The following is a 9,206-nucleotide window of genomic DNA, read 5'->3' as shown; positions in this document are numbered from 1 at the left end:
AATGATTGGAGGTTAGGTAGCATGAAAGTTTCGCATGCAAAGCCTTTCTTTTTTGAACATGGAAAGCGAGCAGTACTGCTACTACACGGCTTTACAGGAACTTCTGCAGACGTTCGAATGATCGGCCGGTTTTTGGAGAAGAAGGGGTATACGTCCCTGGCTCCGCATTATCACGGACATGGCGGTCCTGCAGAAGAACTCATTCAAACAGGTCCTGATGACTGGTGGCCGGATGTACTTGAAGCATACAACCAATTAAAAGACGCAGGATATGACCAGATTGCTGTAGCCGGACTATCACTGGGTGGCGTATTTTCCTTGAAGTTAGGTGCAGAGCGACCGGTAAAGGGGATTGTTACAATGAATGCCCCGATGTCGATGCGTTCTTTGGATCTTATGTATGAAGGAGTTCTGCATTACGCGCGTGAATATAAAAAGCTCGAAGGAAAAGAAGAGGAAACTATTGAGGCTGAAGTAACGGTACTTCGTGAAAAATCGATGCCTTCATTAGTTGATCTTCAGAAGCTTATCGAAAACGTACGGGAAGAAGTGGATACAATCTATGCTCCACTATTAGTTGTCCAATCCACTCATGATGAAGTCATCAATACGAATTCGGGACAAATCATCTATGATAATGCGGAATCTACAAACAAAAAGATTTCACACTATGAGAAATCTAAGCATGTTATTACATTAGGACCTGAAAAAAATGAGCTACATGAAGAAATTTTTGAGTTTCTGGAGACGCTTGATTGGGAAGAGTAATCCTATCGACTTCAGGTAATACTAACAATATAAGGAGGGATGAGAATTGGATAACTTTGAAAAAGAATTGCAACAAAAAATCCTTTCATCAATGAAAGAAGATTCATATAAGCCGTTAACTGTCCAGGAAATTCAGGAGCTACTTGGTATGGAACAAGCCGCAGAATTTAAAGAACTTGTGAAAATGCTTGTCCATTTAGAACAAAAAGGACTCATCATTCGTTCACGTACAAACCGCTATGGTACGCCTGAACGTATGAATCTTGTGCGTGGTAAATTTATCGGTCACGCAAAAGGGTTTGGATTTGTTACACCTGAAACAGAAGGGATGGATGATATTTTCATACCACCGAATGAAGTTAACGGTGCCATGAATGGAGATATCGTGTTAGTCCGCGTTTCCAGCAGCTCTTTTGGTGATCGAAGAGAAGGCGCAATCAGTCGAATCGCTGAACGTAAAACAACAAAAGTTGTTGGCACGTATCAAGACAACAAAGGGTTCGGATTTGTCATTCCGGATGACAAAAAGCTCCCTATGGACTTATTCATTGCTAAAGGGAATAACTTAGGCGCGATAGAAGGGCATAAAGTTGTTGCTGAAATCACTGAGTTCCCAAGCGATATGAAATCCGCAACAGGGATGGTTGTTCAAATACTAGGTCACAAAAATGACCCAGGCGTTGATATTTTATCAATTATTCACAAACACGGAATTGAAATTGATTTCCCAGCAGAAGTTCTTCAACAAACAGACAAAATCCCGGCAGAGATTCAGGAATCTGATCTATTAAATCGAAGAGACTTACGAGATATGCTAACCATCACGATTGATGGTGCAGACGCGAAGGATCTAGATGATGCCATTTCTCTTGAGAAAAATGAAGACGGAACGCACACGCTATCGGTTCATATTTCTGATGTCAGTTATTATGTTACTGAGAATTCCCCACTAGACGCTGAAGCGTATGATCGTGGAACGAGTGTCTATTTAACAGACCGTGTGATTCCAATGCTTCCTCATAAGTTGTCTAACGGCATTTGTTCACTACATCCAGACGTAGATCGGTTAACACTTACGTGCGAAATGACAGTAGACGCAACAGGTAAAGTGATTCATCACGAAATTTATCCGAGTATTATTAACTCTGATTATCGGATGACGTATCATGATGTTTACCAAATCGTTGACCAGATGGACGAAGAGTTACGCGCGAAGTATTCAGAAATCGTACCGATGTTAACGGATATGGCAGAGCTTGCGTCAATACTTCGTCAAAAGCGTAAAGATCGTGGTGCGATTGACTTCGATTTCAAGGAATCAAAAGTTTTGGTCGATGAAGAAGGTTGGCCGACAGAAATTAAAGTTATTGAACGGACTGTTGCGGAACGTATGATTGAAGACTTCATGCTTGCTGCAAACGAAACCGTTGCGGAACACTTCCACTGGATGCAAATCCCGTTCATGTACCGAATTCACGAAGATCCAAAACCTGAGAAACTTCAACGTCTATTCGAATTCATTACGAATTTCGGTATCGTCGTAAAAGGTGCTGGTAACAAAATACATCCTCGTGCATTGCAAGAAATTACAGAGTCTATATCAGGCCTTCCTGAAGAGACGGTCATTTCAACGATGTTGTTACGTTCGATGCAACAAGCGAAGTATTATCAGGAAAATCTCGGTCACTTCGGTTTATCCGCAGACTATTATACACACTTCACATCACCAATTCGTCGGTATCCAGACTTAATTGTCCATCGTCTCATTCGTACGTATTTGTTCGAAAAAGACGTATCGGGCAAGACGATTGCACATTGGGATGCAGAACTACCTGAGATTGCGCAGCACACTTCCGATATGGAACGACGCGCTGTCGATGCAGAACGCGATACAGATGCATTGAAGAAGTCACAATTCATGCTGGACAAAATCGGGGAAGAGTTCGATGGCATCATTTCATCCGTTACGAATTTTGGATTGTTTGTCGAGCTTGAGAACACAATTGAAGGACTTGTTCACGTTAGTTATATGACAGACGACTACTATCGTTTTGACGACCGTCAATTGATGATGATTGGAGAACACACAGGTAAGCAATTCCGTATTGGGGATGAAGTTACTGTTCGTGTGACCGCTGTGAAACCTGAAGAATCTTCAATCGACTTCGAAATTGCAGATATGAAAAAGACATTCCATAGAACCCGTAAAGCAACACCTAAAGTGATTCATGCGAAAAACAGACCTTCTGGTGATTCGAAAAGCAAAGGTCCAAAGAAAGAGGACGCAGGAAAGCCGAGTCATTCTGGCAAACCAGCTGCTAAGAGTTCTGGCGGAAGTCATAAGAAGAAGTTCTATGAAGGTGTCGCTAAGAAAAACAAAAAGCAGAAACCTAGAAAAAGAAAGTGAACCGAATTGCCAACTGGCCATTCGGTTTCACGGGAGGGTGAGTGACGATGGCAAAAGGCAAAGGCAAAGTACTCGCAGTCAATAAGAAAGCCAACTATGATTTCGCGATTGAAGAAACAATTGAAGCAGGTATTGTTCTACAAGGAACTGAAATCAAGTCGATCCGTAACGGGAAAGTGCAGCTGAGAGACGCTTTCGTACTCATTCGAAACAATGAAGCTTGGATCTCCAATATGCACATCAGTCCATACGAACAAGGGAATCAGTTTAACCACGATCCCGTTCGTGCTCGTAAACTACTCATGCACAAAAAGCAGATTAGTACATTGATTGGTCAGACGAAAGAAAAAGGGACTGCGATTGTTCCGTTGAAGATGTATATTAAAGACGGTTTCGCAAAAGTTCTCGTCGGTGTCGGTAAAGGTAAGAAGTTGTATGACAAACGACACGACTTGAAAGAGAAAGAAGCGAAACGTGAGATGCAACGAGCATTCAAAGACAAACAGCAATATTGATAGTTGGCGTTCGATGAGGTATACTGTTAACAGTAATACAGTTCCGATAGTCTTAGCATCAGTAGGAGGCTACTGATGACTCCAGACGTTTCCCGGACATCCCTTTAACGGGGACGTTACGGATTCGACAGGGGTGGTCTAAGCGTGAGCTGCGCGTCGGAGGCTCGTCTCCGTCAGAAACGGACCTTAATAATAACAGGCAAAACAAACAACAACCTAGCATTCGCAGCGTAAGCTGTTGAATCTGCCTTACAATACCATCGCCCATGTGGCGTTGTAGGGCTAACCTAAAGTGGGATACGCTGGATGCTGCTTTTCGAGGCTCCCCAGAAGAGATTTCCGAAATAGCGCTCAGGACGCCCCGTCTTCCGGCATAATGTAGCGCGAATCCAAATAGGAAAACTACACGCGTAGACGTTTACGTATTAGAGCCTCTGGACGTGGGTTCGACTCCCACCGTCTCCATATACGTTGCTATGACAGACTTTTAAAGGGTACTGGCATAGTATCGGCATAGTTATGACTTGAATTTTAATATCTGTGCAGTCTTGAAGTCGTCCTCCATTGTGAGTACGGCTTCTTTTTCTGTTGTTGGATAGAGGTGAGAATATACGTTCAATGTTGTCGCTGGATCACTGTGTCCAAGACGAGCAGCTACCACAGAAATGATAATCCCTTTATTGATTAAATAACTAGCGTGTGAGTGCCGGAAATCGTGTATGCGGATTCTTTTAACTCCTGATTCTTTGATATACTCTGCATACTTCCTATCAAGTGTGGAAGTGGATAGGCTGTCATGAAATTCTCCAAATACTACATAGGTCATTTTGTCATGCTTTGTTTTTAATTTGGACAATAACCTCATTACATGAGTAGGCATCGCAATAACGCGTCTGGATGATTTAGTTTTTGTGGTTGTAACTTGTCGGTTGTAATCAGTCTTGTCCACATTTATTTTATTGTTCTCAAAATCAATATCTCCCCATGTCAACGCAAGTAATTCTCCTTTTCGCATACCCGAATAATAAAGCGTCATAAATAACGCATGATATAACGGGTCCTCCACAACGGATATAAACCGTTTGAACTCCTCTAGTGTCCAATAATTAATCATCTTATCTTCTTCCAACTCCACGTTGCCGGCTATCGTTGCGGCATTGGTTGTGATGTATTCCTGTTTAGTCGCGTGTTTCAGTGTAGCGGCTAATGTCGTGTGGATCTTCTTGACGTGTGACGGTTTATGCTTATCTATGATGGTGTCTTGATACTTCGTCACATCGCGTGGACGTATGTCTGCAATATCCATGTGACCGAAATACGGAACAAGATGCACATTGACGATGCTACTGATTTTTAAATAAGACGATGCTTTACGTCTCTTTTCGTACCATTGTAAGTATTCTTTTGCTAACTCTGCGAATGTCATGCCTTCCCCAGTGTCTTTTGCATCGTACTCATCCAGGTATTTCAATTCTGCAATCTGCGCAGCTTTCTTCGTTTCAAATCCTCTACGCTTGTACTGTTTACCGTCTGAATGGATTCCATAGAAGAACCATTTCTTTGTTTTATCATCCTTTTTTACAGCCACTTATATTACCTCCTAAATTCATAAGTAGAACGTTCGTTCTGTTTATGTTATATTAAATATACAGTAAAAGCAAAAAAAATATGGTAAATATTTTTAATTTTGTGTATAGTCTAGGTAAGCCGTACGGCTGACATGCGCTCGCGAGTAGACATGAAACATCTACTCGTTATCGCCGACTTGAATCCACTCGTAAAGATCATCAATATCACAGTGGAGTATTTCGGCTATTCTCTTAGCGGTTAATAGCGACATAAACTGTTTATTGGTAATGTATTTATTTATTTGCTGTCTCTTAACCCCTAATTCAATAGCCAGGTCCAACTGAGTCATTCCAACCTTCTCGAGTAGTTCACGAAGTCGGCATTCACCGAACTCGTAAGCCAAACGTATACCTCTCTTCCATTAACAGCAAAGGCGGCGTTCATTATGAAAAAAGATGTGGTTAAACTCCTAGCGGACTTTGTACAAATTCTCAATCACAACAAAGGCATACCGCCTAGCCAAAGCAAAAAAATTAATTTCGATTCAACTTTTCGTAATACTCCACGGTGAAACGTATGCTTTCTAAAAACTTCTCTCGATCCTCTCCCTGCATGGAGAGGGTTTTTTCTATTAAATCTTTTAAAAAATTCATTTCATCCAATTCTAATCCGTTTGTCATTTTTAATGCTCTTTCGAAATTGTTGTTAGCATCATCGATTTCCATTGCCGGGAATAAATCATCGACTTTTATGCCAAGAGCCTTTGCAATGGCGAATAACGCATCTTGTTCAGGCGAAATTGTGCCCGTTTCGTAATTTGATATCGTATTATTTTTCTTTCCAATCAACTCCCCTAAGTCACTTTGAGTTAGTTTTTTCTTTTTTCGGAAGTATTTTATTTTACTTCCAACAAACTTAGACAAATCACTTTCCTTCATTATTACTTCCTCCTCCCAAAAATAATTATACCATAGTATTATGCAGTTTGAATTAATTTATTCCTTAAAAGCGAAATATATCGTTGACAATATCGGTATTAACGAATATAGTAGAGTCATAGCAAACAGACAGGAGGGAAAACATGAAACAGTGGAACTTGATTCGCTTGCGTAGCGATAGAGGTTTGAAGCAAAAGGACATGGCTAAAATGTTGGGCGTCACGGATGAAACGTATGGTATGAAGGAACGTGGTCAGCATCAGTTCCAGATGGATGAAATGTTTGTAATCAGTCATTTCTTTCACGTACCAATCGAAGATATTTTTTTACCTAGGAATATCGGTATTACCGAAGTTAGAGAACAGGCAAGAAATACTCAGACAATCAAATAGGAGGGATAGCCATGCACCACAAACTCTACATCGCAAGACGTGAAGCGCGCTTATCACAAATCAAAGTATCCAAGTTTTTGAACATCAGCAACGCTACGTACTCGCTGAAAGAGAATGGCAAAGCTGACTTCACACTTTCTGAAGCGAGGAAACTAGCAAATTACTTCGGATGTACACTGAACGATCTATTCCAAGAGGAGGAAACAGCATGAACACCGTACACGCATTTTTCGAAACACGTTACAACGAAATTATGAGAACAAAGCTAGGTACTGAAAGTAAGTACGAACGCTTGCAAGTCCTCCACAACGACATTTGTAAAGCATACATGGACAAGCTTAACGAACGTCCACACGCATTGCTGCAGGAAATCGAGTTACAAATATGCTGACACTCACAGATAAGTTGGCTGTGCTGCTGCAAATGACACCGTGGATTCTACTAATAGGATCGTGGTTGTGGAAGTATGCGAAATATGAACAGCGTAAACAGACACATGATTGAAGCCACATGGACTCATGAAAAGTGGAAGGTTGAAGTCACTGGACGCAAGACACGCATCATGCGGTGGAGTGAGAAGTCACAGTGTTATGTCGTAGCGCGGAATGGAAATCTGAATGTACCGGCTAAGGTGATGGACGTGTATCACGACTTTGTGAAACTAGCGAAAGGAAGATGAATATGGACCATCCAGACATTGAACGGACGATGCTCACAGGTTATCCGAAGCCTGAATACCTGGACTATGAACGCCATGCCCGTCAATGCGATGTATGTAAAGCAGGCATGAATGAAGGTTATCTACTGGAAACATCGGGGGATTGCTATTGCTCATCTGATTGTACAGCTAAGGATTTACCGGAAATGGACGAGTTGTTGCAAGATGGAACACTGTTCTGGACTGATTGGTATTACGAAATTTGAGAGGAGGTGAGTTAGTTGGAACCGACAAGCATTTGCATTCTACCAGGGAAACCTGAGATTGCATTTAAAGAATTGCATACCGAATGGATGCCTAACAGCGGGTCATGGAAAGTGGTAGCGAAAGTTGAGAGTTTGGATAGTCTTCCTAAATTCAAAGTTCGTACTGTGAAGATATGGCGTAGAAATGGTGAGACTCATAATTTTTACGAGTCAGAATTAAATCCAAAGTTGAATATTCCTAAGCAGGTAATGGAGGTATATGAAAACTTCAGGAAGATGGTAAAAGAATTTTGAAGGGTGGTGAGAGGAGTGATTGATAGAAAGAAAAATCTTTGTTACATCGTAACTGTTCACTATTTAGTCAGAAGTAAAACAGGATTTCTGTTAGCTAGAACGAGTGAATTTGTAAGTTTGCACAGTGTCAGTACGAAACAATGCCAAGACTTTGCTAAACGTAAAGCGAAAGAGGATGAACAGTTTCTACATTTCAATGAAGATGGATGGGTTTCACAAAGAACTATTCCGCTGTCTGATTACTGCAAATAAAAACACCTACTCTGCAAAGTAGGCGCTCACTTGAAAATATCATCTTATCATCAATATACCACGAATCAGGAGGAATTATACATGAAAGCTAGATTTAACATTGACGGAAAACAACTTGAAGTTATCGCGATCAACTACCATGCGGATGAAATGTCCAGCGTCACAATTGTGGACGAAAGCGGAAACTACTTAACATATTACGATAAGGAATACGGTTCGTATGTTGAAAGTGCTTTGAAAGTTGAGTTAAAAAAGTCGATTGAGTTTCCGGAAGTACAAGAAACAATTGATAACAAAATTAATAACCTTATTCATCACCTTGATGAAATGTATGAAATCGAAAGTGGACTTCTTACTGATCTAGCAATTGATGCAATGGAGGATAATGCCGGATTGCCATTTGCTGAAGTGTCTCTACTAAACTCTCAAAAAGAATACAAGCTAATGCAGCAACGGGTATTCGGAATCCTCGACACCATCGAAGGAGTTAAAGCATTTCAAGAAGGTTGGTTCAGTCGTCCACAACAGATGAAGGAAGGTGAAATCAAAAATGGCTGATTTACAAACAGCGGAAGTCGAAGAGAAAGAACGATTTGAAATCACAGATGAAGCAACACTCCACTGGACTTTCAGAAAGATGCGCGAGCTGAAAAGCAAAATTGCTGAAAAAGAAGAACTGGCAAAGTCGGAATATGATCGCATTGATGAAGAACGAAAACTTGTGGACGACTGGTTGGAAAAAGAAACAAATTCATTCTCTCAGTCTATTGAGTACTTTGAACATCTTATCCGTGAATACCATTCGACATTGTTGAGCGAAGATGATTCTCGAAAAACATTGTCTACTCCATTCGGTAAGAGTAAAACAACTACTAGCAAAGCTCAACCAGAAAAATTGGATGACGAAAAGTTGTTATCTTTCGTGAAAAATAACGGATACAAAGAGTTTATTAAAACTCAAGAATCCGTTATGTGGGGCGAGCTGAAGAAAGGTTTGCAAGTAGTCGGGAACAACGTAGTCGATGAAAATGGTGAAATTGTAGAAGGTGTGAAAGTTAAACCAGAAACGGTTACTTTCAAAGTGGAAATAGGTTAATCAATCACAAATAAAAATTCAAAGCGATTCGAATCGCAAAAGGAGATTATC

Annotated in this window: 14 protein-coding genes and 1 other RNA gene; 12 read left to right on the top strand and 3 right to left on the bottom strand. The window is 40.8% G+C overall.

The genetic code is table 11. From position 1 onward, the window contains the following. Positions 1-21 precede the first annotated feature (21 nt). The 4 genes from ACRPI0_RS11015 to ssrA all read left to right on the top strand — a co-directional run bounded on the left by ACRPI0_RS11015 (position 22) and on the right by ssrA (position 4,158). Positions 22-768 carry an alpha/beta hydrolase gene (locus tag ACRPI0_RS11015; protein WP_432352700.1) on the top strand — a complete coding sequence of 249 codons (747 nt, stop codon included), beginning with the start codon at positions 22-24 and terminating at the stop codon, positions 766-768. Between the two features lie 46 nt (positions 769-814). Continuing rightward, entirely contained in the window at positions 815-3,175 is a 2,361-nt protein-coding gene (rnr, locus tag ACRPI0_RS11010; RefSeq protein ID WP_432352699.1) for a ribonuclease R, read from the top strand. Positions 3,176-3,222: 47 nt separating this feature from the next. Next, entirely contained in the window at positions 3,223-3,690 is a 468-nt protein-coding gene (smpB, locus tag ACRPI0_RS11005; RefSeq protein WP_432352698.1) for an SsrA-binding protein SmpB, read from the top strand. A gap of 109 nt (positions 3,691-3,799) precedes the next feature. Continuing rightward, positions 3,800-4,158: a transfer-messenger RNA gene (ssrA, locus tag ACRPI0_RS11000) on the top strand. A 49-nt stretch (positions 4,159-4,207) separates the two neighbouring features. Here the strand turns inward: ssrA and ACRPI0_RS10995 are convergent. The 3 genes from ACRPI0_RS10995 to ACRPI0_RS10985 form a co-directional block, all read right to left on the bottom strand. Beyond that, positions 4,208-5,278, bottom strand: a complete 1,071-nt coding sequence (locus ACRPI0_RS10995; RefSeq protein ID WP_432352697.1) for a tyrosine-type recombinase/integrase — start codon at positions 5,276-5,278, stop codon at positions 4,208-4,210. Positions 5,279-5,437: 159 nt separating this feature from the next. Continuing rightward, positions 5,438-5,608, bottom strand: coding sequence for a helix-turn-helix transcriptional regulator (locus ACRPI0_RS10990; protein ID WP_432355942.1), 171 nt, complete (start codon positions 5,606-5,608; stop codon positions 5,438-5,440). Positions 5,609-5,792: 184 nt separating this feature from the next. Beyond that, positions 5,793-6,197 (bottom strand): helix-turn-helix domain-containing protein, encoded by a 405-nt coding sequence (locus ACRPI0_RS10985; RefSeq protein WP_432352696.1) that lies wholly within the window; start codon positions 6,195-6,197, stop codon positions 5,793-5,795. Between the two features lie 143 nt (positions 6,198-6,340). On the opposite strand from ACRPI0_RS10985, the gene ACRPI0_RS10980 reads away from it, so the two are divergent. From ACRPI0_RS10980 to ACRPI0_RS10945, 8 genes are all read left to right on the top strand, one after another. After that, on the top strand, positions 6,341-6,589 hold the full coding sequence (locus ACRPI0_RS10980) for a helix-turn-helix transcriptional regulator (protein WP_432352695.1): 249 nt from the start codon (positions 6,341-6,343) through the stop codon (positions 6,587-6,589). A gap of 11 nt (positions 6,590-6,600) precedes the next feature. Continuing rightward, entirely contained in the window at positions 6,601-6,801 is a 201-nt protein-coding gene (locus ACRPI0_RS10975) for a helix-turn-helix transcriptional regulator (protein ID WP_432352694.1), read from the top strand. Beyond that, on the top strand, positions 6,798-6,980 hold the full coding sequence (locus ACRPI0_RS10970; protein ID WP_432352693.1) for a hypothetical protein: 183 nt from the start codon (positions 6,798-6,800) through the stop codon (positions 6,978-6,980). Before ACRPI0_RS10975 ends, ACRPI0_RS10970 begins: the two co-directional genes overlap by 4 nt. A gap of 105 nt (positions 6,981-7,085) precedes the next feature. Further along, a complete protein-coding gene (locus ACRPI0_RS10965) occupies positions 7,086-7,268 on the top strand; it encodes a hypothetical protein (RefSeq protein ID WP_432352692.1) in 183 nt (60 codons plus the stop codon). Positions 7,269-7,270: 2 nt separating this feature from the next. Further along, positions 7,271-7,513 (top strand): hypothetical protein, encoded by a 243-nt coding sequence (locus ACRPI0_RS10960; protein WP_432352691.1) that lies wholly within the window; start codon positions 7,271-7,273, stop codon positions 7,511-7,513. A 15-nt stretch (positions 7,514-7,528) separates the two neighbouring features. Next, positions 7,529-7,807: a hypothetical protein gene (locus ACRPI0_RS10955; RefSeq protein WP_432352690.1), complete on the top strand. Its 279-nt coding sequence runs from the start codon at positions 7,529-7,531 to the stop codon at positions 7,805-7,807. Between the two features lie 333 nt (positions 7,808-8,140). Beyond that, positions 8,141-8,617 carry a hypothetical protein gene (locus ACRPI0_RS10950; RefSeq protein ID WP_432352689.1) on the top strand — a complete coding sequence of 159 codons (477 nt, stop codon included), beginning with the start codon at positions 8,141-8,143 and terminating at the stop codon, positions 8,615-8,617. Then, positions 8,610-9,155, top strand: a complete 546-nt coding sequence (locus ACRPI0_RS10945) for a host-nuclease inhibitor Gam family protein (RefSeq protein WP_432352687.1) — start codon at positions 8,610-8,612, stop codon at positions 9,153-9,155. Before ACRPI0_RS10950 ends, ACRPI0_RS10945 begins: the two co-directional genes overlap by 8 nt. Positions 9,156-9,206 lie beyond the last annotated feature (51 nt).

This window comes from Sporosarcina sp. A2 (assembly GCF_050858885.1).
In the GTDB taxonomy this organism is placed as follows: Bacteria; Bacillota; Bacilli; order Bacillales_A; family Planococcaceae; genus Sporosarcina.
This window is presented reverse-complemented; position numbering and strand designations above follow the sequence as displayed.

Coding starts and splice junctions, on each gene's coding strand:
- ACRPI0_RS10960 (WP_432352691.1), top strand. CDS start 7,271: ATGGACCATCCAGACATTGAACGGACGATGCTCACAGGTTATCCGAAG.
- ACRPI0_RS10945 (WP_432352687.1), top strand. CDS start 8,610: ATGGCTGATTTACAAACAGCGGAAGTCGAAGAGAAAGAACGATTTGAA.
- ACRPI0_RS10985 (WP_432352696.1), bottom strand. CDS start 6,197: ATGAAGGAAAGTGATTTGTCTAAGTTTGTTGGAAGTAAAATAAAATAC.
- ACRPI0_RS10950 (WP_432352689.1), top strand. CDS start 8,141: ATGAAAGCTAGATTTAACATTGACGGAAAACAACTTGAAGTTATCGCG.
- ACRPI0_RS10965 (WP_432352692.1), top strand. CDS start 7,086: ATGATTGAAGCCACATGGACTCATGAAAAGTGGAAGGTTGAAGTCACT.
- ACRPI0_RS10975 (WP_432352694.1), top strand. CDS start 6,601: ATGCACCACAAACTCTACATCGCAAGACGTGAAGCGCGCTTATCACAA.
- smpB (WP_432352698.1), top strand. CDS start 3,223: ATGGCAAAAGGCAAAGGCAAAGTACTCGCAGTCAATAAGAAAGCCAAC.
- ACRPI0_RS10980 (WP_432352695.1), top strand. CDS start 6,341: ATGAAACAGTGGAACTTGATTCGCTTGCGTAGCGATAGAGGTTTGAAG.
- ACRPI0_RS11015 (WP_432352700.1), top strand. CDS start 22: ATGAAAGTTTCGCATGCAAAGCCTTTCTTTTTTGAACATGGAAAGCGA.
- ACRPI0_RS10970 (WP_432352693.1), top strand. CDS start 6,798: ATGAACACCGTACACGCATTTTTCGAAACACGTTACAACGAAATTATG.
- ACRPI0_RS10990 (WP_432355942.1), bottom strand. CDS start 5,608: ATGACTCAGTTGGACCTGGCTATTGAATTAGGGGTTAAGAGACAGCAA.